General features: G+C 74.8%; 19 protein-coding genes. 10 read left to right on the forward strand and 9 right to left on the reverse strand.

All coding sequences use genetic code 11. From position 1 onward, the window contains the following. Positions 1 to 46 precede the first annotated feature (46 nt). From E1300_RS12875 to E1300_RS12885, 3 genes are all read left to right on the forward strand, one after another. On the forward strand, positions 47 to 1,243 hold the full coding sequence (locus E1300_RS12875; protein WP_131757213.1) for a helix-turn-helix domain-containing protein: 1,197 nt from the start codon (positions 47 to 49) through the stop codon (positions 1,241 to 1,243). Between the two features lie 85 nt (positions 1,244 to 1,328). Then, positions 1,329 to 1,592: a hypothetical protein gene (locus tag E1300_RS12880; protein ID WP_131757214.1), complete on the forward strand. Its 264-nt coding sequence runs from the start codon at positions 1,329 to 1,331 to the stop codon at positions 1,590 to 1,592. Then, positions 1,589 to 1,912, forward strand: coding sequence for a hypothetical protein (locus E1300_RS12885; RefSeq protein WP_131757215.1), 324 nt, complete (start codon positions 1,589 to 1,591; stop codon positions 1,910 to 1,912). Before E1300_RS12880 ends, E1300_RS12885 begins: the two co-directional genes overlap by 4 nt. On the opposite strand, the gene E1300_RS12890 is transcribed toward E1300_RS12885, so the two are convergent. Continuing rightward, a complete protein-coding gene (locus E1300_RS12890; protein WP_131757216.1) occupies positions 1,893 to 4,022 on the reverse strand; it encodes a DUF4132 domain-containing protein in 2,130 nt (709 codons plus the stop codon). The genes E1300_RS12885 and E1300_RS12890 overlap by 20 nt on opposite strands. A gap of 156 nt (positions 4,023 to 4,178) precedes the next feature. Between E1300_RS12890 and E1300_RS12895 the strand changes: the two genes are divergently transcribed. Beyond that, entirely contained in the window at positions 4,179 to 5,297 is a 1,119-nt protein-coding gene (locus E1300_RS12895) for a cystathionine gamma-lyase (RefSeq protein WP_131757217.1), read from the forward strand. Between the two features lie 34 nt (positions 5,298 to 5,331). Beyond that, entirely contained in the window at positions 5,332 to 6,588 is a 1,257-nt protein-coding gene (locus E1300_RS12900; protein ID WP_131757218.1) for a hypothetical protein, read from the forward strand. Here the strand turns inward: E1300_RS12900 and E1300_RS12905 are convergent. From E1300_RS12905 to E1300_RS12925, 5 genes are read right to left on the reverse strand one after another with little or no spacing between them, the layout of a single operon-like run. Next, a complete protein-coding gene (locus tag E1300_RS12905; RefSeq protein WP_131757219.1) occupies positions 6,583 to 8,775 on the reverse strand; it encodes a DUF4132 domain-containing protein in 2,193 nt (730 codons plus the stop codon). The genes E1300_RS12900 and E1300_RS12905 overlap by 6 nt on opposite strands. After that, positions 8,775 to 10,943: a DUF4132 domain-containing protein gene (locus tag E1300_RS12910; RefSeq protein ID WP_131757220.1), complete on the reverse strand. Its 2,169-nt coding sequence runs from the start codon at positions 10,941 to 10,943 to the stop codon at positions 8,775 to 8,777. Before E1300_RS12910 ends, E1300_RS12905 begins: the two co-directional genes overlap by 1 nt. Beyond that, complete coding sequence (locus E1300_RS12915) at positions 10,940 to 14,311, reverse strand: DUF4132 domain-containing protein (RefSeq protein WP_131757221.1); 3,372 nt, start codon at positions 14,309 to 14,311, stop codon at positions 10,940 to 10,942. Before E1300_RS12915 ends, E1300_RS12910 begins: the two co-directional genes overlap by 4 nt. Positions 14,312 to 14,367: 56 nt before the next feature. Then, positions 14,368 to 15,753 (reverse strand): FAD-dependent oxidoreductase, encoded by a 1,386-nt coding sequence (locus E1300_RS12920; RefSeq protein ID WP_131757222.1) that lies wholly within the window; start codon positions 15,751 to 15,753, stop codon positions 14,368 to 14,370. Between the two features lie 19 nt (positions 15,754 to 15,772). Next, the gene (locus E1300_RS12925) at positions 15,773 to 16,924 is read right to left on the reverse strand and encodes an amidohydrolase family protein (RefSeq protein ID WP_131757223.1); all 1,152 of its coding nucleotides are present in this window, start codon (positions 16,922 to 16,924) and stop codon (positions 15,773 to 15,775) included. 131 nt (positions 16,925 to 17,055) lie between these two features. Between E1300_RS12925 and E1300_RS12930 the strand changes: the two genes are divergently transcribed. After that, positions 17,056 to 18,567: a type I glutamate--ammonia ligase gene (locus tag E1300_RS12930; RefSeq protein ID WP_131757224.1), complete on the forward strand. Its 1,512-nt coding sequence runs from the start codon at positions 17,056 to 17,058 to the stop codon at positions 18,565 to 18,567. Positions 18,568 to 18,577: 10 nt separating this feature from the next. Here E1300_RS12930 and E1300_RS12935 read toward each other — a convergent pair whose 3' ends face one another. After that, positions 18,578 to 18,766, reverse strand: coding sequence for a hypothetical protein (locus E1300_RS12935; RefSeq protein ID WP_131757225.1), 189 nt, complete (start codon positions 18,764 to 18,766; stop codon positions 18,578 to 18,580). 117 nt (positions 18,767 to 18,883) lie between these two features. Between E1300_RS12935 and E1300_RS52390 the strand changes: the two genes are divergently transcribed. Then, positions 18,884 to 19,387, forward strand: coding sequence for a CGNR zinc finger domain-containing protein (locus E1300_RS52390; RefSeq protein WP_242619119.1), 504 nt, complete (start codon positions 18,884 to 18,886; stop codon positions 19,385 to 19,387). A gap of 209 nt (positions 19,388 to 19,596) precedes the next feature. Beyond that, a complete protein-coding gene (locus E1300_RS12945) occupies positions 19,597 to 20,910 on the forward strand; it encodes an FUSC family protein (protein WP_131757226.1) in 1,314 nt (437 codons plus the stop codon). 36 nt (positions 20,911 to 20,946) lie between these two features. Here E1300_RS12945 and E1300_RS12950 read toward each other — a convergent pair whose 3' ends face one another. Then, a complete protein-coding gene (locus E1300_RS12950) occupies positions 20,947 to 22,428 on the reverse strand; it encodes an LVIVD repeat-containing protein (RefSeq protein ID WP_131757227.1) in 1,482 nt (493 codons plus the stop codon). 189 nt (positions 22,429 to 22,617) lie between these two features. Here E1300_RS12950 and E1300_RS12955 point away from each other — a divergent pair, with 189 nt between their 5' ends. Next, positions 22,618 to 24,135: a peptide ABC transporter substrate-binding protein gene (locus E1300_RS12955; protein WP_131757228.1), complete on the forward strand. Its 1,518-nt coding sequence runs from the start codon at positions 22,618 to 22,620 to the stop codon at positions 24,133 to 24,135. 17 nt (positions 24,136 to 24,152) lie between these two features. Then, entirely contained in the window at positions 24,153 to 24,701 is a 549-nt protein-coding gene (locus tag E1300_RS12960) for an NADPH-dependent FMN reductase (RefSeq protein ID WP_131757229.1), read from the forward strand. On the opposite strand, the gene E1300_RS12965 is transcribed toward E1300_RS12960, so the two are convergent. Beyond that, a complete protein-coding gene (locus E1300_RS12965; protein ID WP_131757230.1) occupies positions 24,645 to 26,027 on the reverse strand; it encodes an MFS transporter in 1,383 nt (460 codons plus the stop codon). The genes E1300_RS12960 and E1300_RS12965 overlap by 57 nt on opposite strands. Positions 26,028 to 26,049: the final 22 nt, after the last annotated feature.

Here is a 26,049-nt window from a genome sequence, read left to right on the forward strand (position 1 = left end):
ACAGCGCCGATCGCTTACCGTGGACGCAGGCGTCGAAAGGTTGGCCATGGCCCTGCCTGGTAACGAGACGAGGCGGATCGGCGAGAACGTCCGCGCCGCCCGCCTGTACCGCGGGATGTCCCTCGAAGTCGCCGCCGGACTCGTCGGCCGCACGAAGGGATGGCTGTCCCGCATCGAGAACGGGCACCTGCGCCTGGAACGGCGCACCGACATCAGTGCCCTCGCCGAGGCCCTCTCCGTCTCGGCCACGGACCTCCTCGGCGAACCCACCCCGATCGTCCGCCCGGAGAACCGCGCGTACGCCGACGTCGTCCGGCTCCGCGAAGTCCTGCTCGACTCCTCCCTGGACGACCCACCCGACATCCCCGCCCGCCCCGTCAACGTCCTCGCCGACCTCAAGCAGGGCCCCATCCTGCGGCAACGCAGGGAGTCGGACCATGCGGCCCTCGCGTCCTCGCTGCCGCCCGTCATCGCCGAACTGCACGTCCACGCCGCCCAAGGCGACGAGAGGACGCGGATCGCCGCGCTCCGGCTGCTCGTCGAACTGTGCGCCGCCGCGACCTCCCTGCTCCGCAACACCGGCCAGGTCGATCTGGCCTGGGTCGCGGCGGACCGCGCTGATCGGGCCGCGCACCTGCTCGACGACCCCGTCATGATCGGGGCCGCCACGTTCAGCCAGGCCCATGCGCGCCGGTCGTCCTCGATGTCGCGCGCGCTGCGGGAGAGCGCCCGAATCGCCGACGGGCTTCAGGACCAGCTCGGTGACGACCGCTTCGCGCACCAGGTGTACGGGATGCTCCGCCTCACGGCGGCCCTCGCCTGCCAGTTGCGATCGGAGCCGGGCGCCGCGTCCGATCAGTTGGACGAGGCGGCCCGTGTGGCCGACCGCGTCGGCGAGCACGCGGACGCCTGGCAGTGGTTCGGCCCCGCCAACGTCGGCGCCTGGCGAACGCTGCTCGCCGTGGAGGCGAGCGAACCCGAGGGGGCGGTCCAGGCCGCCGACGCGACCGATCCCGCACCGCTTCCTCGCGGCCGGAAGGCAGCCCTCCATCTGGAGAAGGGCAGGGCCCTCGCGATGCTCGACCGGAATCTACAGGCGGTCTCCGAGCTGCGACGCGCTGAGAAGCTCGACGCGCAACTGATCCACCATGATCCGATGGTTCGTGACCTCGTCGCCGATCTGTACGACCACTCCTCTCACCGGGATTTGCGTGGGCTGGCTTGGCGCATGAACCTGGCCTGACCGCGGTTTCCCCGGCGAAACTCGGACGCGAGCGCCCTGACTTAGCGTGCCCGTCTCATCACAACTAGTGAGGCGGGATGTGTCGATGACCCGAGGTTCCAACGGGCTGCCGGTCCTCTACTCGTGGGACGTGAAGGTGAGTGCCCGGGGCGGCGCGGGCGGGGTCACCGATGACCCAAAGGTCGCGGTGCGGCGGGTGGACGCGGTGCTGGTGGACGCGCCGCCCGGGGCGTGCGGGGTCGTCCGGAAGGTGCTGCCGAGCACGAGCGGCCGGATCGTCTACGTCGATCTCGGCGAGGTCGGCCGGGCGTGGTGGGACGGGCGCCGCATCGTGTGGACGGCCCGGTGAACGCCGTCCGGCATCTGGACACGCTGGGCGGGGAACTGGCGGCGCGGGGGCATCGCGTGGCGCTCCGCTACGGGCCGCCCGCGCTGCTGCGGGTGTCGCATCCGGCGCTGCCGGTGCTCGGGGAGAGCGTCGCGGTGCGGCCGGGGCCGGACGGGCTGCCGTGGTTCGCGGCGTCCACGGGGGTGCTCCTCGCGCCGTGCTCCGATGTGCCGGAGGCGGCCCGGAAGGTGGTGGACGGGCTGGCGCCGTTCGTGGCGGCGTCCACCGCCCCGGTTCGGCCGGGGCGGTGGGGTCGCCTGTTCAGCCGGTCAGGGATGTGAGGTGGGCGAGGACCTCGGAGGCCGTCACCGGGTCGAGTTCGGCGAAGGTGTGGCCGGTGCCGTCCTTCGGTGGGAAGCGGTGAGGGCGCTCGGTGATCCAGACGTGGGTGAGCCTGTCGGTGTCGCGGCCGTAGGGCATGCCGACCTGGATGCCCGAGAATAGGCTGATCACGACGTAGACCGAGCCGCTCCGGTATTCGAGCCAGTTCTGTGTCCCGTTGTCTTGGGGTCTGCCCCGCTCCCAGCCGTGCTTGTCCAAGGCGAGCAGGCGGCCCATGGGGACCTCGGCGCCCTCGAAGCGGGGCAGGTGCCAGGACGCGGCCTCGTCCGAGGCGAAGGCGTGGACGGGACGGGCGAGCTGCGGGAACGGCTGGAGGATCTCGTAGTCGGCGAACAGTTCCGTCCAGGTGGGGAGGTCGTCACCGAGGTGGATCGGGTGGGGCAGGGCGATCTCGGCGCCGTCCGGGAGCGTGACGGTCTTGTCGTCCACGTCGGCGAGGGTGCGGTCCTCGGCCAGGCGGACGGCGGTGCCGCCGGACGTCCAGACGAGGCGGCGGGCGAGGTGCCAGATCAGCGGGTGGCCGGCGATGTGGTCGCGCCAGTCGGCGGCGGACCAGCGGCGGCCGTTCAGCATCGCGGCCTCCAGCCGTCCTAGCTGGACGGACGCGATGGCGCGGACGTCCTTCTTCAGATCGGCGTAGCGTTGGTAGGCGGCCGGGGCGAGGGACGGGTCGTCCTTCGCGCCGGGCTTCGGCAGCGACTTGCGGAGCTTCCCGTCGTCATCGGTGACGTAGGGCTTGAGCTGCTCGTCGAAGCCGACGGTGAAGCGGCGCGGGCCGTAGTCGAGCGTGAGGGTTCCGGACGCGTCCAAGCCGAAGCGCGGGACGAGGCGGTCGGCGAGCTGCTCGCCGGTGAGGCCGAGGTGCCTCGCGACCTGTGCGATCTTGGCGCGGGCGGCGTCGCGGAGGCCGCCGAACTTCACCTTGCGGGCGATGCCGTCGAGGTGGACGAGCGCGGTCTCGGTACCCATCGCGGCGAGGACATCGAGGCCCTGGACGGCCCGGTGGTGCATGGCCTGCCCCGGCCAGGCCCGCAGGATGGGCGTGAGGCGGCGGACCGTGTCGTCGTCGCCCCAGATGCCCAGCGTGGTCAGGGCCCAGGCGTCGGCGGTGGGCGCTCCGCCGGTCCGCCAGCGCTCGAAGATCGCCCAGGCGAAGGCGGCGAGCGAGGGCGGGTCGCAGGCGTCGTGGACGTCCGAAAGCCCCGGGAAGACATCGTCGCCGGACATCGCCAGCATCGTCGCGATGTGCGCGTTGGCTTCGAGTGGGACGATGCCGCCGCCGCGCAGTGCGACGGCGGGCAGGGTGGCGGGGTCGAGCCAGCCACCGATGCGCGGCGGGTCGAGGAGCGCGACGGCCCACGGGTCGCCGGGGTCGACGCGTGGGACGTCCGCGAGCAGGGGCGCGACGGCTGCGGCGTGCCGTCCGGCCGCGTCCACGACGGCCTCGGGTGACCGCTCCGCCGCGATGAGGCGCAGCGCCAGGGCGGCCTTGGCGCGCAGCGACTCGCGGGCGCCCAGCGCGTCCGGCAGCAGGTAGGGGACGGCGTCGGCGCCGTGCCGCGTCAGCCAGGCGTGCGCGATCCCGGCGTCCTCGCCGCCGCTCGCCAGCCAGCCGGAGACGATGCGGGCCGCCTTGCCGTCGAGGACGGGCAGGAGCGTGCCTCCGGCGTTCTCCGGGCTGTCCTTGGCGGCGTGCAGGACGGGGGCGAGCGCATCGAGTCCGAAGCGCGCGAGGACGGCGTCCACGCCCAGGCCCGAGCGACCTATGTCCGGCTTCCACGTCGCGAGCAGCGGCCGGACGTCGTCCTCGGGTCCCCATGTGAAGAGTTCGACCGAGCGCCACAGGCGGCCGTCGCGCTGCTGCCGGACGGCGTCGTCCCAGTCGGTCTCGGGGGCGGGGCCGGGGCCGGGGGCCCATTTCTCGCGCTCGCCGTCCTCCCAGACGATCTTGGACGGCGGGGGCTTGAGGCCCTTGACGATGACCGGGTCCGGCGCGTCCCACACGCGCCACGGAGGGTCGGTCAGCACACCGGGTAAGGCGTCGGCCATTCGGTTCTCCTTGATTCGGGGGGCGATTCCCGGTTTCGATGCATACCGGCCGCCCGTGGATCCCGTGATCCTCACACGTACCGGCGACACCCCGTGTCCTGGCTGGTGGGAGGGGTGCGGGACGATGGTGGACGGTCGCGCAGAGAAGGGACGGACATGGACATCGGGGACGGGACGCTGGCGGTGGGGGCGGGGCGTCCGCCCGCCGAGAAGTACGCGCCGGCGCTGCCGGGGCCGGTGTTCGCGGCGCACTTCCACCTGCCGGGCGAGCCGGTGGGGCCGTACACGTACGGGCGGGACGCGAACCCGACGTGGACGCTGCTGGAGGCCGCCATCGGCGAGCTGGAGGGCGGCGCGGAGGTCGTCACGTTCGCGTCCGGGATGGCGGCGATCGCGGCCGTGGTGCTGTCGCAGGTCAAGGCGGGCGACGTGGTCGTGATGCCGACCGACTGCTACAACGTGACGCGCGCGCTCAAGGACCGGCTGGAGTCGTACGGCGCCGAGGTGCGGATGGCGCCGACGGCGGACGACGCGCAGCTCGGGGTGCTGGACGGGGCGCGGCTGGTGTGGCTGGAGACGCCGTCCAACCCGAACCTGGACGTGTGCGACATCGCGCGGATCGCGGACGCCGCGCACGCGGGGGGCGCGCTCGTCGCGGTCGACAACACGCTGTCCACGCCGCTCGGGCAGCGGCCCCTCGATCTCGGCGCGGACTTCTCGGTGGCGAGCGACACCAAGGCGATGAGCGGGCACGGCGACCTGCTCCTCGGGCACGTCGCGACGCGTGACGCCGGGCTGGCGGAGAGCGTGCGGCTGTGGCGCAAGACCGTCGGAGCGATCCCGGGGCCGATGGAGGCGTGGCTCGCGCACCGGTCCCTGGCCACGCTGCACCTGCGGCTGGACCGGCAGGCCGCGAACGCCCTCGCGCTCGCGACGGCGCTGAAGGACCGGCCCGAGGTGTCCGGGCTGCGGTATCCGGGGCTGCCGGACGACCCGTCGCACGAGCTGGCGTCCCGGCAGATGCGCCGGTTCGGGTGCGTCGTGTCGTTCACGCTGCCGGACGAGGCGTTCGCGGAGCGGTTCCTCGGCGCGCTGCGGTTCGCGGCGCAGGCCACGAGCTTCGGCAGCGTGCACAGCTCGGCGGAGCGGCGGGGCCGGTGGGGCGGCGACGCGGTGGAGCCCGGGTTCGTCCGGTTCTCCGTGGGCGTGGAGGACGCCGGAGACCTCGTCCCGGACGTGCTCCGCGCACTCGACGAGGCCGCGAAAAACAGGTGACCCGCGGGCCGGTGAAGCCTTACCGTTCCGGCCCATGAGCGATGAGGCACGGGCACTCCTGGAAGGCGGCGACATCCCCGGACTCCTGCGGCATCTGCGGTTCCACGCGGAGGAGATGAACCTCGCGGAGGTCGCGCGGCTGATGGAGGGCGCGGCGGCGCTGTCGGGGTTCGACGACCTGCGGGAGGCCGCCGCGGCGGTGGCCGTCCAGGCGGCGCCGCAGGAGCTGTACGACTTCGGGTACGCGTGCGTCGAGCGCGGCGTGCCGTTCCTGGCGGTGCCCGCGCTGCGGGAGGCGCTGCGGCTCGTGCCCCGGGAGAAGGCGCTCGTCATGGAGCTGGTCTCGGCCCTGGAGCGCGAGGAGCGGCACGAGGAGGCCGTCGCCGTCCTGGACGATCAGTCCGCGCTGGACGACTGGCCCGACCGCTACCTGCTCGCCCACAACGCGCTCATGGCCGGTGACCTGGACCGCGCGTCGGACGAGGCCGCGCGGCTGGCCACCCCGGCGGACGACCGGTGGCTGCCCGCCCGCGACCGGCTGGCGCGGGCGCTCGGCCGGGCGGAGGCGGCGCGGTCCGCCGGGCCCCTCGACGACCGGGACCTGCGCGGCTGGCACTTCGCGCTCGGCGGCGGCGTGCTGCTGACGCTGTCGCCGTTCGGGTTCGACGACGGCATGAACGGCCGCTTCGCCTACCTCGGCGACAGCTATGACGCGTGCCGCCGGAGCATCGAGCGGCTGCGCCTCGTCCTGGACGCGGCAGGGCAGCGGCCGCGCGAGGTCGCCCTGCTGGACGACCGGTCCAGCCGGATCCTGGGCCTCGCCACGGCGGAGGTGCTCGGGCTGCCCGCGCGGCCGTTCGAGCCGGGCCGTCCCAGCGTGCTCGTGGTGGCCTACGACCTCCGCGAGGTCGACGCGGGACCGCTGTGGGAGCGGGCCGAGGAGCAGATCCTGTTCGAGCACGCCACCTGCTGGACGGACCCGCCGCAGGTCAGCGCGGACGTCAGCGGCGTCCTGCACCAGACCGTCACCCGTCCGTGGGGCGAGCGGCTGCGGCTCGACCCGGAGCGCCGCGAACCGGAGCGGCTGCCCGAGGACGAGCGGTCGCCCGAGGAGCTGGCGTCCGAGATCGTCCGCGCCGACCCGCAGGCGGAGCCCGGCGACGACGGCGCCCCCGCCGACGGCGACGACGTGCTGACCGCGTTCGTCGCCGCCGTCCGCGACCGCTGGCTCACCGGGACGCGGGACGCGGTCCACTCCCCCGGCCCGGTGCACAGCTCCCGGTTCCTATAGCAGCGACTCCAGGTCGAGGAGGAGTTCGGAGAGGACGACCGGGTCGAGGTCGGCGAAGCCGTGCGGGATGGGCGGGTCCGCGCTGTGCGGGGCGGGCGCCATCCGGACGCGCGTGAGCGTCTGGGTGGAGGTCATGTTCACGTAGCCGACCGCGATGCCGGGGTTCAGGTCGATCACGACGTGGCGGTCCGGGGCGACCTGCTTGGAGATCCATTCTTCGATGCCGCCGTCCTGCGGCGTGCCCCGCACCCAGCCGGCGCGCGTCAGGCCGAGGATCTTCCCGTACGGGACGGACAGGCCCTCGAACCGCGCCAGTCGGCCGTCCTCGCCCTCGCCCTCGTCCAGGGTGAGGACGGGGCGGCCGAGCTGCGGGAACGGCTGGAGGATCTCGTAGTCGGCGAACAGCTCCGACCAGGCCGCGACCTCCTCGCCGAGGTGGAGGGGATGGGCGATGCCGACGTGGGCCGCGTCGGGGATCGTGAACGGCCGCTCGTTGACGTCGGTGGGCGTCCGGTCCTCGGCGAGCCGGAACGCGGCGGTATCGGACGCGGCGGCGCCGGTCGTCCAGACCAGGCGCTTCGCGACGTGCCAGATGAGCGGGTGGTCGACGAAGAAGGCGCGGAAGTCGGCGGGCGTCCAGCGGCGGCCCGCGACCATCGCGGACTCCAGGCGCGCGGCCTGGTCGCCCGCGATCGCGCGGACGTCCTTCTTCAAGGCCGCGAAACGCGCGTACGCGGCGGGCGCGAGGTCGGGGTCGTCCTTGGCGCCGGGCTTCGGGAGGGCCTTGCGGCGCTTGCCGTCGTCGCCGGTCACGTAGGGCTTGAGCTGCTCGTCGAAGCCGACCGTGAAGCGGCGCGGACCGTAGTCGAGCGTCATGGTCCCGGCGGCGTCGAGGCCGAAGTCCGGGACGAGCCGGTCGGCGAGCTCGTCGGCGGTGAGGCCCCGGTCGGCGGCGAGCCGCTGGAGCCGGATCTCCGCCTGCCGCTGGAGGCCCTTGTACTTCACCTTCCGCGCGATGCGGCTCAGTTCGATCAGCGCCATGTCGCCGGAGCGTTCGCCGATCGCGACCAGCGCGTCCAGGCCCGCGACGGCGCGGTCGTGGCCGCTCTGCCCCGGCCATTCGCGGATGAGCGGGGTGAGGCGGCGGACGGTCTCGGCGTCGCCGAACCGGCCGAGCGCGGGCAGCACGAACCCGGACCGGCCGGGCATGCCCGCCGTCCGCCACGCCTCGAACATGCCCCACGCGAACGCGGTCAGCGAGGCCGGTTCGCACGCGGCGGCGGCCTCGGCGACGGCGTCCTCCACGCCGGGGTAGGCGTCCGGGCGCTCCGCCATGGCCAGCAGGAGCACGAAGGTGCGGACGGCGTCGGCGGGGAGTTCCCGGCCGCCGCGCAGGACCGGGGGCGGCAGCGCGCCCGGCTCCACCCACGCCGGGAGGACGGGGGGCTTGGCCGCCTGCTGGTGCGCGGGGACGTACCTCGGCGCGGTCGCGAGCAGTTCGGCGACCGCCTTGGCCGCCTCGTCTCCGTGGACGCGGGCCGCCTCGGCGACGTCGCCGCCGACCTCCTCGTGGATCCAGCGCAGCGCGTGGACGGCGGTGCGGCGGGCGGCGCGGCGCTTGCCGAGCGCGTCCGGGACCAGGTACGGGACGGCGGCGAGACCGTGCCGCCCGAACCACTCGCGGGCCAGGGGCTGGGCGGACTTCAGCCGGTACAGCCAGTCCGCCATCAGCCGGGCGACCTCGGCGTCCAGGAAGGGCAGCAGCGCGGGGCCGGTGCCGTGCGGGTTTGACCTGCCCAGGCGGACCGCGACGTCCCGTGCGTCGCCCTCGAAGCGGCCGATGATCGGACGCAGCGAGTGGGCGAAGTCCCACGTGACGGTCGGTGCCCAGTCGGCGAGGAGCGGCCGGACGAGGTGCTCCGGGCCCAAGGCGAGAAGGGTCGCCTGCGTGGGCGGGTAGTGCATCCGGCCGTCGCGGAACTGCTCGACGGCCGCCTCCCATTCGTCGCCATGCCACTTGCCGTACTGGCTCGCCGCCCATTCCTCGCGCTCGCCCGGCAGCCAGGCGATGTGCCGGTCGTCCGGCGGGACGAGCCCCGGGACGAGGATCTGGGCGTCGTCCTTCGGCGCTTCGGGAGCGCGTGACCACGGCGGGTCGACCAGCGCCTTCGGCAGTGCCTCGGCCATCATCGCTCCTTCAATGCGTTGAGGTCGGCGAGGATCTCGGACATGAGGACGGCGTCCACCTCGCCCAGCGGCGGCCCGGCGGGTCCGTGCCCGTCCCGGACACGGCTCGCGTGGACGCGGGTGAGGCGCTGCTCGCCGGACAGGTTCGGCTGGCCCGCCACGATGCCCGGATCGAGCTCGACGACGACGTACCGGTCGTCGCCGACGCGGCGGACGATCGTGGTCCCGATCCCGCCGTCGCCGATCGGCCCGCGATCCCAGCCGCGCCGGGTCAGCCCGAGCACCGCGCCGAACGGGACGGTCGCGCCCTCGAACCGCTCCAGCCTCGTGCCCGCGCGCTCCTCGTCCGTCAGCGTGTGGACGGGCCGCGCGAGCTGCGGGAACGGCTGGAGGATCTCGTAGTCGGCGAACAGCTCCGCCCACGCCTTCAGGTCGTCGCCGAGGCGGAGCGGGTGGGCGACGCCGACGTCCGCCGCGTCCGGGAAGTCGAGCGGGGCGTCGTGGACGTCCGCGAGGGTGCGGTCTTCGGCGACGCGGAACGCGCTCGGGCTTCCGGTCGCGTCCCAGGTCTGCCAGACGACCCGCCGGGCCAGGTGCCACAGCAGCGGATGCTCCGCGAAGTGGGCGCGGAACTCCGCCGCCGTCCAGCGCTCGCCCGTCACCATCGCGGTCTCCAGCCGGTGGACGCGGTCGGCGGCGACGGTCCGGACGTCCTTGCGCAGCGCGTCGTAGCGGGCACGCGCTGCCTCCGCGCGGGCGGCGTCGTCTCGCGCGCCGGGCTTGGGCAGGGCCTTGCGCGGCTTGCCCTTGTCGTCCCGGACGTACGGTTTGAGCTGCTCGTCGAACCCGACGGTGAAGCGGCGCGGGCCGTAGTCGAGGACCATGCTCCCGTCCGCGTCCAGGCTGAAGTCGGGGACGAGCCGGTCGGTGAGCCGCTCGGCGGTCAGGCCCCGCTCGCGCGCCAGCTCACCGATCATCGCGTGGGCTCGCTCGCGCAGCGGCTTGTCCTTCGACCGCGCGACACCCGCGACCTGGAGCAGCGCTGTCGTGGTGCCGATCGCCGCGAGGGTCTCCAGTCCCGCCGCGGCGCGGGCGAACTTCGACCATCCCGGGCAGGCGCGGACCACCGGGCCGAGGCGGCGGGCGGTCTCGTCGTCGCCGACGCGGGCGAGCACGCGCAGGGCCCAGTTGTGCGTGCTCGGCCGCCCGGCGTCCAGCCAGCGGGTGAACAGCGCCCAGGCCAGCTCGGCGACGGCGCCCGGCTCGCAGGCGGCGACGGCCTCGTCCAGCCACCCGGACGCCGCCGGATACGCGTCGGGCGCCTTCGTCATCGCCAGCAGCAGCACCAGGGCGCGGACGGCGTCCGGCGGCAGCACGTCCCGGCCGCCGCGCAGCGGGACCGGCGGTAGCGTGCTGGGATCGGCCCACACTGGGAGCGGCGGCGGGGCCTGCACGTCCTTCCGCAGGTCGGCGGCGAGCAGGCGCCCGATCGCGGCGGCGGCCTCGTCGCCGTGGACGCGGGCCGCGCCGACGACCGCGTCCGGGCCTTCGGACGCGGCGATGATCCGCAGGACGTGCGCCGCGTTCGTGCGCGGCGCCGTGGGCCGGGCGAGCGCGTCCGGCACGAGGAACGGCACCGCCGCCACGCCGTGCCGTTCGAGGTAAGCGCTGGTCAGCGCCGCCATCGTCGGGACGCGGCAGGCCCAGTGGGCGATCAGCCGGACCACGTCCGCGTCCAGGAACGGCAGGAGGATCGCGCCCGTGCGGGTCCGCTCGTACTCCGCCGCGTGGAGCGCCGCGTCCCGGGCCAGGACGCCGAACCGGGCGACGACCGGCCTCAGCGCGTCGGCGAGGTCCCACGACTCCGGACGCCACGACGCCACGAAAGGCCGGACGGCGTCCTCCGGGCCCTGCGCGAAGAGCGCCGCGAGCCACCGGTGGTCGCCGCTCGCGCCCGCCCGGTACTGGCGCAGGACGCGGTCGAGCGCCGCGTCGTCGAACGCGACCGAGGCTCGGGTGGCCGCCCAGGCGTCCCGCTCCCCCGGCTTCCACGCCAGGACGCGGTCGGCCGGGGGCAGAAGGCCCGGGACGAGGTCCTCCGGCTGCTTCTTCGTCTTCTTGATCCCCGCCCACGGCGGGCTCAGCAGGACGTCCGGGATCGCGGTCATCGCGGCGTCCCGGTCAGGTGGACGAGGTCGGCGAGGATCTCCGAGGCGATGACCGGGTCGAGATCGGCGGCGCCCACGGTGGTGCCGCCCCGCCAGAAGCCGTCGGGCCTGCTGAGCAGGCCGACGCGGTCGAGGGTCTGCTCCGGCGCCATGTCGGTGGCGGCGACGGAGATGCCCGGATCGAGGTCGATGACGACGTACCGGTCCGGGGCGACGCGCCGCGAGATCCAGGGCTCGACGCCCGCGTCCTGCGGGACGCCGCGCTCCCAGCCGCGCCGCTCCAGCCCGAGGACCCTGCCGACCGGGACCGTCGCGCCCTCGAACCGGGCGAGCCGCCCGCTCGCGCGCTCCTCGGCGGTGAGCTCGTGGACACCGCGTCCGAGCTGCGGGAACGGCTGGAGGATCTGGTAGTCGGCGAACAGCTCCGACCAGGCCGCGAGCGACGCGCCGAGGTCGACCGGATGCGCGACGCGGACGCTCGCCGAGTCCGGGAGGGTGAGGACGTCGTCGTCCGCGCCGGCGAAGGTGCGGTCCTCGGCGACGCGGAACGCCGCCGCCTTGCCGCCGCCGTCCTCGCCCTCGTCCTCGGTGGAGATCCACACCAGGCGGCGGACGATGTGGCCGACGAGCGGGTGCCCGGCGAGCAGGTCCCGGAACTCGGCCATGGACCAGCGGCGGCGCGTCACCATCGCCGTCTCCAGGCGGCGGACCTGGTCGGCGGCGACGGTGCGGACGTCCTTCTTGAGCGCCGAGAACGCCTTGTAGGCGGCGGGCGCGAGGTCGGGGTCGTCCTTGGCGCCGGGCTTCGGCAGGGCCTTGCGGCGCGTGCCGTCCTCGTCGGCGACGTGCGGCCTGAGCTGCTCGTCGAACCCGACCGTGAAGCGGCGCGGGCCGTAGTCGAGGACCATGCTCCCGTCCGCGTCCAGGCCGAGGTCGGGGACGAGCCGGTCGGCGAGCTGCTCGGCCGTCAGCCGCAGCCCGGCGGCGACCTCCGCCATCTTCTCCTGCGCCCGCTTCCGGAGCGCCTTGTACTTCACCCGCTGGGAGATCGCGTGCAGGTGCGTCAGCGCGACGCCGGTGCCGATCTCGGCGAGGACGTCCAGGCCGTTCACCGCCTTGGCATGGCCGCCCTCGCCGGGCCAGGCGCGGATCACCGGCGTGAGGCGGCGGACGGTCTCGTCGTCGCCGATCAGCCCGAGCTGCGTCAGCGCCCACCCGTCCTTGGGCGGCGCGCCGTGCGACTCCCAGCGGCGGAACACCGCCCAGCCAAACTCGGCGAGCGAGCCCGGGTCGCACACCTCGCGGACGGTGTCGAGGCCCGCATAGGCGTCGCCGGGCTTGGACAGCGCGAGCATCGTGAGGACGTGCTCCGCCGCCGCGTCCGGGAGGGCGTGCGTGCGGTCCCGCAGGAGGATCTGCGGGAGCGCGCGGGCGTCGGCCCAGTCACCGATCACGGGCATCTTGGCGGGCAGGACGTCCGCGGGGTCCGTCGCCAGCAGCGCCTTGATCGCCCGCGCCGCCGGTTCGCCGTGGACGCGGGCCGCCTCGACGACCGCCTCGGCGCCGTGCCGCGCGGCGATCACGCGCAGCGCGGCCTCGGCGGCGCGCCGTCCGGCGCCCGCCTTGCCCGAGGCGGGCCCCAGCGCTGCGGGGACCAGCGCCGGGACGGCCGCCGTGCCGTGCCGGCCGAACCAGGCGCGGGCGGTCTTCCCCGCCTGCTTGAGCCGGACCAGCCAGTCGGCCATCGTGCTCGCGACCTCGTCGCCGAGGAACGGCATCAGGAGCACGCCCGCGTTGGCGGGATCGCGCCGGGCCGCGGCCAGGGCGGGGGCGAGCGCGTCCAGCTCGAACCGGGCGACGACCACCCGCATCCACTCGTCCACGTCCCAGGTCTGGGGCGGCTCCCAGCCGTCCAGCAACGGCCGGACCAGCTCCTCCGGCCCCTCCACGAACAGCAGCGTGTGCATGTACGGGGGGAGATCGCCCGCCTTGAACCGCTCTACCTGGACCGGCCATTCCAGCCGCTCGACCCACCGCCACAGGTGGTGCAGATCGACCGTCCACGCGTCGCGCTCGCCCGGCTCCCAGACGATGCGCCGCGTCCCCGGCGGAGTCAGGCCCTTGACGACCACGGGCTTGGCCTTCGGGCGGGCGCGCGTCCACGGCGGCGCGGCGAACAGCGGCGGCAGCGACGCGGCCTCCGGATACCGTTCCGTCGCCTTCTGGACGGCCCGGATCGCGGCGCGCGACTCCTCCGGCAACTCCGGAAGCACCTCCTCGACGAGCCCCGGATGGGCGAGAAGGTGCGCCGACAACGTCTCCCTCACCGCGGGGACGTCCGCCGCGCGGGCGAGCAGCCGCAGGGCCTGCCTCGGGAACCTCTTCGCCGCGCGGCTCACGGCGGCCTGCACATGCGGGCGGCCGATCCGATCGACGAGCGCCTGGAACGCCTCGTCGGCGGGTAGCCGCGCGAGGACGTCCAGCAGCGTCCGCGTCATCGCGACGTCGATGTAGCGCTCGTCGGCGGCCGCGGCCAGCAGCGGCGCCGCGGCCGCCGGGCCGATGCCCTCGACCAGGGTGGTGAAGACGCTCAGGCTGTGCTCGTCATGGCTGAGCGCCAGCCGGTGCGTCCGCGGCTGGTCCGGCTGTCCGAGGGAGCAGAACACCATCCAGCGCACCAGCGACTCGTCCACGGAGAGGGACGGCGCGGCGGCGCAGACGTCGTCGACCCAGTCCTCCCGGGTCGGGACCAGGTACGACACGACGACCTTCCGGAGGCGCGTGCCGCGGTGGTCCGCCAACCTCGCGACCGCCTCGGCGTACACGCCGTCGTCCGCCGCGGCGAGGAGCCCGCGCACGTGCCGGGCGGCCTCCTCCTGGTGCCACCAGCCGCCGATGTAGTCGCGGGGCCTGCGGTCCCTGACGCCCCGCCAGGTGCGGGCGCCGCCGGAGCTGGTGTAGTCGGTGGTGACCTCGCAGAGCTCCGCGTAGGCGCAGGCGGCGAACGGCAGGCCGTGCTCGGCGGTCCAGGCGTCCGGGAACGGGTCCCTGTCGTCGAACCGGAGGAAGCCCTGCGTGGAGTACGTCAGGTGAGCGATCACCGCCGCGCCGACGGGGTCCGGTTCGCCGCGCAGGTACGCGCGGGCGCACTCGGCCAGGCCCGGATCCGTGCCGGGGAGCGCGAGAACGTCCTCGATCTCCGGACGGGCCGCGTCCAGGAGCGACCGCACCTTCTCCGCGGCGTCCTTGTCGGGGCGCACCTCCGGCCGCGGCCCCAGACGGTCGCGGCGGGGGTGCCGCTCGCGCAGCCACGCTTCGGGGAGATCTAAGGCGTTCTCGTCGGGCGGCGGGAAGGCGGGTGCGCTCATGCCGCCACACCGTAGGGGAGATCTCCGACAAACCGACCGGGAACGGCGAAGGCCGGTCAGGAACCCTTGCGGACGTCCCGTTCGACGAGGTCGGCGGCCTTGCGGGCGGCGACGAGGATCGGGTCCCACACGGGCGCGTAGGGCGGGGCGTAGCCGAGGTCGAGCCCCGTCATCTCCTCGACCGTCATGCCGTTCCACAGCGCGATGGCCAGGCCGTCGATGCGCTTGGCGGCGTTCTCCTCGCCGACGATCTGCCCGCCGAGCAGGCGGCCGGAGCGGCGCTCGGCGATCAGCTTCGTCTTCATCGTGACGGCGCCCGGGTAGTACCCGGCGCGGGTCGTGGACTCGATCAGCGCGGTCACCGTCGAGAACCCGGCGGCGGCGGCCTCCCGCTCGTTCAGGCCGGTGCGCGCGACCTCGTACTGGCAGATCTTGGAGACCGCGGTGCCGATCACGCCGGGGAACGTCGCGTACCCGCCGCCGATGTTGATCCCCGCGATCCGGCCCTGCTTGTTGGCGTGCGTGCCGAGCGCGATCGCGACGGGCGCGCCCGACACGAGGTGCCGGCTCTCGACGCAGTCGCCCGCCGCCCAGACGCCCTCGGCGCGGGTCCGCATCCGCCGGTCGGTGACGATGCCGCCGGTCGGGCCGACCTCGATCCCCGCCGCGCGGGCCAGGTCGGACGCGGGCCGCACCCCGAGCCCGAGGACGACCAGGTCGGCGGGCAGCACCGACTCCCGCGTGCGGACGGCGGTCACGTGCCCGGACTCGGTGTCGAAGCCCTCGACGGGCTCGCCCAGGTGCAGCTCGACGCCGATGCCGCGCATCGCGTCGGCGACCAGCGCGCCCATGTCCGGGTCGAGGGTGCCCATCGGCTGCTCGGCGGCGTCCACGAGGGCCACCTCCAGGCCCCGCGACACCAGCGCCTCGGCCATCTCCAGCCCGATGTAGCCGCCGCCGACGACGACCGCCCGGCGCGGCCCGTCCTCGTCCAGGACGCGGCGGAGGCGGATGCCGTCCTCCAGCACCTGCACGCCGTGGACGCCCTCCGCGTCCGCCCCGGGCAGCTTGGGACGCGCGGGCACCGCACCGGTCGCGATCACAAGCTGGTCGTAGGGCTCCCATGCCTCGCCGCCCCCGTCCAGGTCGCGGACGCGGACCCGGCCGCCGTCGAGGTCGATCTCCGTCGCCTCGCGTCGGAGCCGCAGGTCGATGTCGTTGTCGCGGAACTCGGCGGGCGTCCGCGCGATCAGCTGGTCGGCGTCCTCGACCGCGCCGCCCACCAGGTACGGGATGCCGCACGCCGAGTAGGACGCGTAGCGGCCCCGCTCCAGGACGGTGATCGCCAGATCGTCCGCCCCGCGCCGCCGGCGCGCCTGCGACGCCGCGCTCATCCCCGCCGCGTCGCCTCCGATGACGAGCAGCCGCTCGGGTCCGGCCATCCCCCCCACCTCCCGATGATCACTCCTGCGGTGCGGCGAGCGTAGCGCGGGCCCGGAGGCCGTAGATCCTGCGGGCGTTGCCGGACGCGACGAGGGCGGCGACGCGGCGGGCGTCCGCGGGCGTCCAGGCGCCGTCGTCGGCGCCCCCGGCGAGCATCCCGGCGAGGCCCCGGCGGAACAGCAGCGCGCCGAGGTGGTAGAACTCGGCCAGGCCGAACGCGTCGGAGGAGTACAGCACCTTCCCGAACGGCGCCAGCTCCAGCAGCTCGGCGATCAGCGCCGGGGCGCGGTGGCCGAGGTTGTGGGTGGCGAGCCCGGCGTCCACGTACACGTTCGGGAGCACCTGCGCGAGGTAGCCCGCGTGCCGGTGGAACGGATAGTTGTGCAGCAGCATCGCGGGCGTCCCGGCGGCGTCCATCGCCCGCAGCAGCTCGATGAGCAGGAGCGGGTCGCCGCGCCGCAGGTCGGCGTCCACGTCCCCGAGCCCGACGTGGAACTGCACCGGCAGTCCCGCGTCCACCGCGCACCAGACGAGGAACCGGTGCAGGACCTCGTCGCAGACGCGCGGCGCCGAGGTCGCCGCCGCGCGCAGCAGTCGTCCCGCCGCGGCGGCCACCTCCGCGTCGCGCGGGCGCTCGCCCGACAGCTCCAGCCCCGCGCGGTACGCGGCGATGGACTTCGCGCCCACGGCGGTCGCGGCCCGCTCGGCGACCCTGGCGCGCACCTCGTCCGCGAACCCCTCGGCGGACACACCGGACGAGGCGGCGTCCTCCGCCACCCGCTCCAGCCGGACGATCTCGTACGCCTCCGCCCCCGCGAGCCGTCCGAGCTCGGGCGGATCGAGGATCGCGCTCGGCGTGTAGCCGGTGTCCACGCAGAGGACGTCCAGGCCGGCGGCCTCCAGGAACCGGCGGTTCACCTCGGCCGCGCCCAGCTCGGCGCGCCGGGCCAGGTAGTCGTCCGGCTCCGCGTGCGCGTCCAGGCCGAGGACGGGCGGGCACCACCGCCGCAGCGCGAAGCCGACCTGCGAGTCGAACGGGCTCGTCCCCGGCGGCCCGCCCGTCTCCGCCTCGGTCAGCAGCGCCTCGAACGCCGGACGGTCGAGATCGCGGTCCAGCACGCCGTGGCAGTGGTGGTCGGCCAGCGGCAGCGACTCCAGCCATTCGAGCACGACACCCGTCCCTTCCCTTCCCTGAAACGCCCGGTCGTTCTCCCTACGATCCTGTAGTGCCCCCCACCGCACGCCGCGCCACACCGCGCGCCCGCCGTCCGACGCCGTCACCTCCGGTCAGGAGCACCCACATGGAAGATTCCGGACATCCCGCCGTCCTCGACGGGCCCGCCCGCGCCAGGCTCGGCGCCCGGGCCGCCGAGGCCGCCCGCCGGCTCGCCGGCGAGGACATCGTCGCGGTCGCGCTCACCTGGGTGGACGTCAGCGGCATCACGCGGACGAAGACCGTCCCGGTGAGCCGGCTGGAGCACGCCGCCGCGTGGGGCGTCGGCATGTCCCCGGTGTTCGACGTCTTCCTCCTGGACGACTCCATCGTCTCCGGCCGGTACGTGGGCGGCCCCACCGGCGACCTGCGGCTCCACCCCGCGCTGGACCGGCTCGTCCCCATGGCTGCATTGCCCGGCTGGGCCCACGCGCCCGCCACCCGGTACGCGCAGGACGGCACCGTCCACCCCCTGGACGCGCGGGCGCTCCTCACCCGGGAGGCGGCGCGGCTCGCGGCGGACGGCCGGTCCGTGCGGGCCGCGTTCGAGATCGAGTGGGCGGTGTCGGAGAGCGGCGGCGACGACTTCTCCCCCGCCTGCCACGGCCCCGCGTACGGGATGACGCGGATCAGCGAACTGTCCGGCTACCTGCGGGACCTGCTGAAGGCCCTCGCCGCGTCGGGCGTCGCCGTCGAGCAGCTCCACCCCGAGTACGCCGCCGGCCAGTACGAGATCTCGGTCGCCGCCGAGGACCCGGTCGGTGCCGCCGACACCGCCGTCCTGGTCAGGGAGACGATCCGGGCCGTGTCGATGGCGCACGACATGGTCGCCTCGTTCTCCCCGAAGGTCGAGGCGGACACGGTCGGCAACGGCGCCCACGTCCACCTAAGCCTGTGGCAGGACGGCACCGAAGCCCACGGAGGCTCGGAGGGCCTCGTCGGCGCGGAGGGACGCGCGGGCGGGGAGGGGCGTGCCGGCAGGGAGAGCCTTTTCGCCGCGGGTGGGCGGGGGCCGGTCAACGCGATGGCGGGGGGTGACGGCGCGGCCGGGATGACGGCCGCCGGGGAGGCGTTCGCGGCCGGGATCCTGGAGCGCCTTCCCGCGCTCCTCGCCGTGGGCGCGCCGGCGGTCGCGAGCTACCTGCGGCTCGTCCCGTCCCACTGGGCGGGCGCGTTCGCCTGCTGGGGACCGGAGAACCGCGAGGCGGCGCTGCGGTTCATCACCGGCGCCGAGGGCGAGCGCGCGGGCGCGGCGAACCTGGAGGTCAAGTGCTTCGACGGCGCCGCGAACCCCTACCTGGCGCTGGCCGCGCTCCTCGCGGCGGGACGGCACGGGATCGGCGCGGAGCTGACGCTTCCCGAGCCGATCGGCGTCGACCCCGGCCTGCTGTCCCCGGACGAGCGCGCGGCCCGCGGCATCGAGCCGCTGCCGTCGTCGCTGGCGGACGCGGTGGCGGCGTTCGAGGCGGACACCGTCCTGCGGGAGGCGCTCGGCGAGGCCGCGGCCGACACGGTCGCGACGGTCCGCCGCGGCGAGATCGCGCTGCTGGACGGGGCGACGCCGCAGGAGGTGGCCGCCGTGACCCGCTGGCGGCACTGACCGGGCCCCGTCAGGATGAGGCGGGAGGCGCGTCCCCCTGGCAGGCGATCACGGTGCCGGCGTCGAACGGCTGCACGCGCACCTGCATCTCGCCGCAGGCGCAGCGGGTGTAGGTCACCACGCCCTCCGACGTCAGATGCCGGGAGAGCACCTCGTACACCTCGGTCTGGGGCCAGCCGCAGCGCGGGCATTCCTCCACCGTCGCGTCCTCACGGATTATGATGCTCTGTAAGGCTTAAAACTAAGATGTCGGATACAGCATGGCACGGAGGCGGGAGCCGGGGCAATGCGGATCACTGGGTACAGGAGCCACGGGGTGGCCGCGGCCGTCGCGCTCGTCAACGCCGTGACCAGCACGGGCGGTGATGACTCCGACGGCGCGCTGCGCGCCCTCCTGCGCGACAACGAGTTCTTCTGGCAGCAGTTCGACACCCGCGACGCCGACGACTTCCGCCGCTGGGGGCGGACGCTCCGCCCGTTCTTCGAGGCGTCCGGCGTCGAGGAGGCGATGGCGCTGCTGAACGGGCTGATGCTGGCCGTGCCGATGCACCCGCACCTGTCCGACCACGAGCCGCACGGGCTGCACATCCACTACGCGCCGCCGTCGTCCCGGCTGCCGGACCGCTTCCGCGCCACCACGCTGATGAACCTCGCCGAGCTGGTCGTCGAGCACGGCCTCACCCGGACGGGCGTCTGCGCCGCGGACGGCTGCGACCGCGTCTACGCCGACACCTCGCGCGCGGGCCGCCGCCGCTTCTGCTCCGAGACGTGCGCCAACCGGACCAACGTCGCCGCCTTCCGCGCCCGCCACCGCACCTGACCCGGTGGCGGGTGGGTGAGGCCGGGATCACGTGGTTTTGCCGCAGATTTGCGCGGACGCGGGAAGATGGTGGGCGCGAATCCTATTGAGTGAAGAGTGTCCGCCCGGTACGCCCGGCAACGCGAACACCGTCCCGGACCGCCGCCCGCGGCCGGGGCGTGACCCGTACCGCGACGAGAGACCTCTACGCACCATTGACTGTACGCACCATGTCCTTCGCCTTTTTCCGTTCCGGCCGCCGCACCGACGGCCACCCGCGCCTCCAGGTGGCGACGGAGGTGCAGTCCACCGTCTTCCGCATCGCCCGGCTGACCGCGACCGCCGTCCTCGCCTTCGTGGCGGCGCTCGCGGTGCTGCCCGCCGGCGGGCCGCAGCCGCTGCTGGCCCCGCTGACGGCGCTGCTCGTCGTCCAGTACTCCGTCTACCAGACGATCAAGTCGAGCGTCCTGCGGGTCCTCTCGGTGACCTCGGGGGTGCTCGTGGCGGTGCTGTTCGCCGGCACCATCGGGTTCTCCTGGTGGACGCTCGGCCTCACGATCGGCGCCGCGCTCACCATCGGGCACCTGCTGCGCCTCGGCGAGCACGTGCTGGAGGTGCCGATCAGCGCGATGCTCATCTTCGCGCTGGGCTCCGCCAGCGAGTCCGCCGCCGCCGACCGCGTCCTGGAGACCCTCGTCGGCGCCGGGACGGGGCTGGTCGCGACGCTCGTCGCGCCGTCGGTGCGGGTCCGGCCCGCCGAGCAGGCCGTCCAGCAGATCACCGACCGGCTGGCGGCGCTCATCGGCGACATCGCCCGCGACCTGCGGGGCGATCCCGCCACCGGGGAGGCGGAGCGGTGGCAGCGCGAGGCCGAGCGCCTCGCCCGCGACATCGTCAGCACCGACCAGGCGCTCGGCGCCGCCGAGGAGAGCGTCCGGCTCAACCCGCGCGCCCGGCGGCTCGTGGACGCGGGCGTCGCGCTGCGCAACGCCATCGAGACGATGGAGCACTTCACGCTGTCGCTGCGCGGCCTGACCCGGTCCCTCGCCGACGACGAGCGGCTCGGCGCGCACGGCCGGCTGCTGCGCGACGCCCGCCTGCGGCCGCAGCTCGCGGACGCGCTGGAGGGCATCGCCGACAGCATCGTCGCCTACGGCCGCCTCGCCCGCTCCGACCTGGACCGCGACGCCCGCCCGTTCAAGGCCGAGCAGGAGCTGGAGGTGCGCGTCGACATCGCCCGCGAGCGCCGCGCCCGGCTGACCCGCGAGCTGCACGCGCGCGCCGCCGCGGGCGACCTGTGGCCGCTGTACGGCGAGGTCAGCATGGACATCGACCGCCTCATCGAGCACCTGCGCGTCGAGCACCGCTCCCGCGCCCGCGAGCAGTGGCGGCGGCACCGCGCCGTGGAGCGGCACCTGCCCGAGCGCCCGGTGAACGTCGTCCGGCAGGCGGGGCACCAGCTCCGCAGGGCGGCCGAGTCGGCGGTGGCCGCCGCCGAGCGCAACGCCCGCGACGCCGACAGCCCCTACCACTTCCGCGAGTGACCCGCGGCCCGCGGTGTTCGGCCACCGCGCGGCGGGTCAGCGGAAGGTCGGCTCCAGGACGTCGATGCCGCGCGTGTTGTCGGCGACGTACACGTACCTGCCGTGCCAGTAGGGCTGCCAGGACGCGGCGTCGGCGGGCCGGTAGTAGGCGACCTGCCGCGGGTTCGTGGGGTCGCGGACGTCGAGGAAGCGCGTCCCCTGCGAGTAGAACGACTGCGCGATCACGCCGTCGCGGACGTCGAAGTAGTGCGCCGAGCAGTCGTCCTGCGCGGGATCGGGGTCGCTGCCCTCCTTGCCCGCGACGCCCCACGTGGCGACGGTGTTGAGGCGGAACTTCCTGTCCGGCGTGGACCGCCACCCCTCACCGTTGTAGGACCCGCTCAGCGACGCGATGACGAGCAGCCCGTCGTTCGCGCAGCCTTCGTTGAAGGTCTCCTCGGTGATGTACAGCAGCTTGCCGTTGCCCCACCTGCGCGGGTCGGCGGCCTGGTTCCGCGTCGAGCCGACCGCCCGGTAGCTGTTGTGCATGAACGTGGAGTGCGTGGTGGCCTCGTCGAGCCCACCGCCCGCGTACGGGACGGGGTCGAACGCGGTCGCCCGGCGCCACTTCCGCTTCAGCGGGTCGTAGTGGCGGCCGCTCGTGTAGTAGCCGCGCACCCCGCCGCGTCCGGACGCCCAGGCGACGCCGTCCGAGTCGACCTGGATGTCGTGCGTGTAGTCGGTCTTGCCGTCGTTGCGCCCGGTGTCGATCGGGTCCGGGTCCACCTTCGGCTTCGCGGGGTTCCGGACGTCGGTGACCCAGACGGGGCGCCCGCCCCAGTCGGCGGGCATCCAGCTGGCCTTGGCGGGGCCGCCCGTCCACAGGTACCGGCAGTCGTTGACGCAGGTGGTCGTGTGCCCGGCCGGGACCTGCACGTACGTGAGCTGCCGCAGGCTCTCCGGCTTGGACGCGTCCACCACGTAGACGCCGGACTCGCCGGTGGCGGTGTTGCCGCCGAACGCGCGCGGGTCCCGCGACAGGTAGATGATCTTCCGCTCGGCGTCGACGTCGGTGTCCTCGGTCTCCCACATGCCGGGCATGCTGAGCTGCCCGACGAGCTTCGGCACGCGCGGGTCGGCGGTGATGTCGTAGGCCTTCAGCCCGAACTGGCCGGTCGCGTACATGATCGTCCGCTTGCCCCGGCCGTGCCCGTAGTCGAGGAACACCAGCGAGATGGCGCCCTTGGCGTCGGAGGTCCCGCCGACCCGCCGCACCCCCTTGACCGACTCGGTGTCCGAGGCGGCCGTGGACGCGCGGTGGCCGTGCGAGGCGTGGCCGCCGGCCCGCGCGCCGCCCTGCCCCTCGCCCTGCCCGTCCGCCGCCGTGGTCTTCGCGGCCGTGGAGTAGCCGGGTTCGGGCGGGCAGGCCCACGCGGTCCCGGCCGTCAGCGCCACGGCCGCCGCGACGGCGCCGCCGCCCTGGAGGAGCCGCTTCGCCGGACGTGACCGGTGGGAGAGCCGTGAGGAGCGGGGGAGCATGGCGCCTCCAGTTCGGGTGCGTTCCGCAGGGCCCAGTGTGACCAGCGGACCACACAAGATCAACCGGGGCGCGGGTCACGAATCGGACTCAGCACCGTAAGGACCGTGGCGCCTGTCGCGGCGCTTCCGCGTCCGGTGATCGTGCCGTACGCTCTGCGGCGTCCCGCCCCCTGCTCCCGGGAGAGGCCGTTGAAGAGCGCCACGCGCACCGCCGCCCTGGTCGCCGGGGCCGTCGGCGTGCTGCTGGCCCCCCTCGCGGCCCTTCGGGCGTGGAGCGACCCGGCCGATCCGCGGATCTCGGTGGGCGCGCCCGCGCCCGCCACGCTGCTGCCCGGCGACGTCCGCGACGCGACCGGACGGATGATCGCGAACGCGGTGTGGACCGGGCTGACCGCCGCCGACCCCGCGTCCGGCGCGCCCGTCCCGGCGGCGGCGGAGTCGGTCACGAGCCCGGACCGGCGAGTCTGGACGGTCCGGCTGCGTCCCGGCGGGAGATTCCACGACGGATCGCCCGTCACGTCCCGCTCGTTCACCGACGCCTGGACGGCCGTGCTCCGCGAAGGCTGGACGGGCGCCCGCCTGATCGCCGACGTGGCCCGCGTCAAGGGCGCCGGGCACGTCGCGAAGGACGGCGAGGTGCCGGGGCTGACGGTGAAGGACGACCGGACGTTCGAGGTCACGCTCGACCGTCCGCTGAACGGGTTCCCGGCGCTGCTCGCCGACCCCGCGTTCCTCCCGATGCCGGACGCCGTGCTGCGCTCCCACGACTGGGCGTCCTACGCACGGAACCCGGTCGGCAACGGCCCGCTCCGGGTCGCGGCGCGCAAGGGCGGCGAGATCGAGCTGCGGCGCCCGTCCGGTGGCCGGGCCGTCGTCGTCAAGGCGATGCCGGACGCGGCGGAGCAGTACGCGGCCGCGGAGGGAGGCGACCTCGACGTCGCCACCGCGGTCCCGGCCGCGCGGCACGAGTCGATGGACGCCGACTTCCGGACACGCCACCTCGTGGTGCCGGGCAGGACCATGACGTACCTGGCGTTCCCGGGCTGGGTGAAGCGGCTCTCGTCGCCCACGCTCCGCCAGGCGATGTCGATGGCCATCGACCGTCCCGCCGTGACGGACGGGGTCCTCGGCCGCCAATACTCCCCCGCCGACGCGCTGGTCGCCCCCGGCATCCGTCCCGGCCACCGGGACGGGCAGTGCCGCCTGTGCGTCCACGACGGGCGGGCCGCGTCCGCCGCGCTGACCGACGCGGGCGGGCTCGGCGGCCCGGTGTCCCTCTGGTATCAGGCGGGCTCGGGGGACGACGCGTGGGTCAAGGCCGTCGCCGGCCAGCTCCGCAAGGAGCTGAAGATCGACGCGCGCCCCCGGCCCGCCGACCTGCGGAAGGCGCTCGACGACCGCACGGTGGACGGGCCGTTCGCCGTCCACACGACCGCCGCGTACCCGGCGCCCGTCGCCTCCTTGGCACCGCTCCTCGACTTCGGCGACTCCTACGCGTCCGGCCTCGTCGAGCAGGCCGAGAAGGCGGCCACGCCCGAGGACGGCGTGATCCCGGCGCGGCTCGCCGAGACCGCCCTGCTGCGCGACATGCCCGTCCTGCCGCTGTGGTCGGCGCACGACCACCTCGTGTGGTCCGGGCGCGTCCGCGGCGTCACCGCCGACGCCTTCACCGGCCTCCGCCTCGACCGGCTGACCCTCGCGGACTGACGCATACCCTGGCGATCATGGAAACGATCCGGGTGCTGATGATCTGCGGGAGCCTGCGCGCGGGCTCCACCAACGAGGCCGCGCTGCGCACCGCGCTGGCCGTGGCCCCCGCCGCGGTCGAGGGCACCCTCTACACGGGCATGGGCGCCCTCCCCCACTTCAACCCCGACGACGACCGCGAGCCCCTGAACCCCGCCGTCGCCGAACTCCGCGCGGCGATCGGCGCCGCCGACGCCCTGCTGTTCTGCACGCCCGAGTACGCGGGCGCGCTGCCCGGCTCGTTCAAGAACCTCCTCGACTGGACGATCGGCGGCGGCGAGATCTACGAGAAGCCCGCCGCCTGGATCAACGTCGCGTCGCCCGCCGCGCCCGCCGGCGGCGCCGACGCGCACGCCTCGCTCCGCAAGGTCCTCGGCTACGCGAGCGCCGAGATCGTCGAGGACGCCTGCGCGCGTATCCCCGTGACCCGCCCGGACGTGGGGCCGGACGGCCTCGTCCACGCGCCGGAGCTACGCGCCGGCATCGCCGACGCGCTCGGCGCCCTGGCCGACCACTGCCGCGGGTAGCCGTCCGCGAACCACCAGGGACACCGCGGGCAGCGCGCCGACCAGCGCGATCAACGCGGCCGTGACGAGCATCGCGCCGAGCCCGTCCAGCCGGTACGGGACGCCGAGGACCGCGACGCCCACCGCGATCCCGAGCTGCTTCGCCGTGTTCGTGATGCCCGCCGCGACGCCCGCGCGCTCCGGCGGCGCCGCCGCCAGCCCGACCTGGCTGGACACGAGGTTCCCGACCCCCGCGAGGCCCCCGACCGCGAACCCCGGCACCATCGCGGGCCACAAACCCGTCCCGTACGAGGCGGCCAGCAGCAGCGTCGACACCACCGTCAGCAGCGGACCGGCCGCGACGAGCCAGGCCGCCGGGAGGCGGTGCGCGACCCGTCCGAGCAGCAGCGGCGCGGCCAGCGCGGGCACGCTGTAGGTGAGGAACCACAGCCCCGCCACCGCCGGACGCGTGCCCATCGGCCCCTGCACGTACAGCGAGAAGTAGCCGAGCGCCCCAGCTCCGGCCGCATGCGACGCGAGCGCCGCCGACGCGTTGGCCGCGTACAGCCGGTTCCGCAGCAGCGACAGGTCGATCATCGGATCCGGAACACGCCGGACCACCAGGAACACCGCGGCGACAACGGCCACTGCCCCACCGCCGATCACGCCGGGCGCCGTCCACCCCAAACGAGGCCCCTCGATCAGCACCCACATCGCACCACCGAGCGCACTCGCGAGCGACGCCGCCGCCACGGGATCGAGCGGCCGCGGACGCGGATCACGCGACTCGCGCAGCGCCCCGGCCGCCACGGCCAGCGCCAGCACCCCGACCGGCACGTTGAGCACGAAGACGGCCCGCCAGCCGAACAGCTCGGTCAACCCGCCGCCCGCCAGCGGCCCGGTCGCGATGGCCCCGCCCGACGCCGCGGCGAACACGCCGAGCGCCCGGTTCCGGGACGGCCCCGCCGGGAACGCCGCCGCGATCAGCGGCGCCGCCGTCCCGTACAGCACGGCCGCACCGCACCCCTGCACGGCCCGACACAACACCAGAGCCAGGGCGGACGGCGCGCACGCGCAGCCGAGCGACGCCGCCGTGAACACGCTGAGCCCGATCAGGAACAGGCGCCGCCGCCCCAGCCGGTCGGCCAGGGCGCCCGCGGGCAGCAGCAGCGCCGCGAGCGCCAGCGCGTAGGCGTCGACCGTCCACTGCACCTCGGCGAGCCCCGCGTGCAGGCGCCGCTGAAGGTCCGGCAGGGCGACGTTCACCCCGACCAGATCGAGGACGAGCAGGTATCCGGCGGTCGAGGCGAGCGCCACGGTCACGGCGGGGCGGCGTCCGGCGGGCATGTCCCGCCTCCTTAAATATACG

Origin of the sequence: Actinomadura fibrosa (assembly GCF_900659615.1) — a bacterium.
Lineage (GTDB): Bacteria > Actinomycetota > Actinomycetes > Streptosporangiales > Streptosporangiaceae > Spirillospora > Spirillospora fibrosa.